Annotated in this window: 1 protein-coding gene; it reads left to right on the top strand. The window is 64.6% G+C overall.

Annotated elements, in window-relative coordinates:
- Window positions 1-37 precede the first annotated feature (37 nt).
- On the top strand, window positions 38-1129 hold the full coding sequence (locus ACFY32_RS34085) for an IS630 family transposase (RefSeq protein WP_390676375.1): 1092 nt from the start codon (window positions 38-40) through the stop codon (window positions 1127-1129).

The raw sequence follows: 1129 nt of genomic DNA, 5'->3' as shown, positions 1-1129 counted from the left end.
GAGTCAGGAGTTCTTTGAAAAACTGTAGGCTTGGAGCGTGGCTCGTACGGGGCGGCCGAAGGCCGAGTTGGTGTTGTCGGTGGAGGAGCGGGCGGCGCTTGAGGGGTGGGTGCGGCGTCGTTCGACTCCTCAGTCGTGGGCGGTGCGGTGCCGGATCATCCTGGCCTGCGCGGACGGCATGTCGAACAAGGACGTCGGCGCCCTGGTGGGCATGACGGGGCAGTCGGTGGGCCGCTGGCGCTCGAGGTTCGTCGAGCATCGGATCGCCGGCCTGGGTGACCTGCCCAGATCCGGCGGCCCTCGTTCGGTGAGCGACGAGCAGGTCGCCGCACTGGTGAAGCGGACGCTGGAGTCGACCCCGAGGAACGCCACGCACTGGTCGACGAGAGCGATGGCCAAAGAACTCGGCCTGTCCCAGTCGACCGTTTCTCGGATCTGGCGTGCCTTCGGTCTGCAGCCGCACCGCTCGCAGACCTTCAAGCTGTCGACGGACCCGTACTTCGTCGACAAGGTGCACGATGTCGTGGGCCTGTATATGGACCCGCCCGAGCGGGCGCTGGTGTTCTGCGTGGACGAGAAGACGCAGATCCAGGCCCTGGACCGCTCCCAGCCGGTACTGCCGATGATGCCCGGCGTTCCTCAGCGGGTCACCCACGACTACGTCCGCGCCGGCACCACCACCTTGTTCGCGGCACTCGAGGTCGCCACCGGCAAAGTGATCGGTTCCCTTCACCGCCGGCACCGGGCCGAGGAGTTCAAGAAGTTCCTGATCAAGCTTGACCAGGAGATCCCGGCAGATCTGCAGGTGCACCTGATCCTCGACAACTACGCCACCCACAAGACGCCGGCCATCAAAAGCTGGCTGATCGCCCACCCCCGCTTCCAGATGCACTTCACGCCCACCGGTTCGTCCTGGCTCAACCTTGTGGAGCGGTGGTTCGCTGAGCTGACCAACAAGCAGATACGACGCGGCGTGCACAAGAGCGTCCACGCTCTCGAGAAGGACATCCGCACCTGGATCGCCACATGGAACACCGACCCCAAGCCCTACATCTGGACCAGAACCGCGGACGAGATCCTCGAACGCCTCGCCAGCTATTTACGCAGGATTCCTGACTCAGAAGACTAG

This window comes from Streptomyces sp. NPDC000134 (genome assembly GCF_042899225.1).
Lineage (GTDB): Bacteria > Actinomycetota > Actinomycetes > Streptomycetales > Streptomycetaceae > Streptomyces.
The sequence above is the reverse complement of the archived record's forward strand: the minus strand, read 5'-3'. Positions and strand labels throughout refer to the sequence as shown.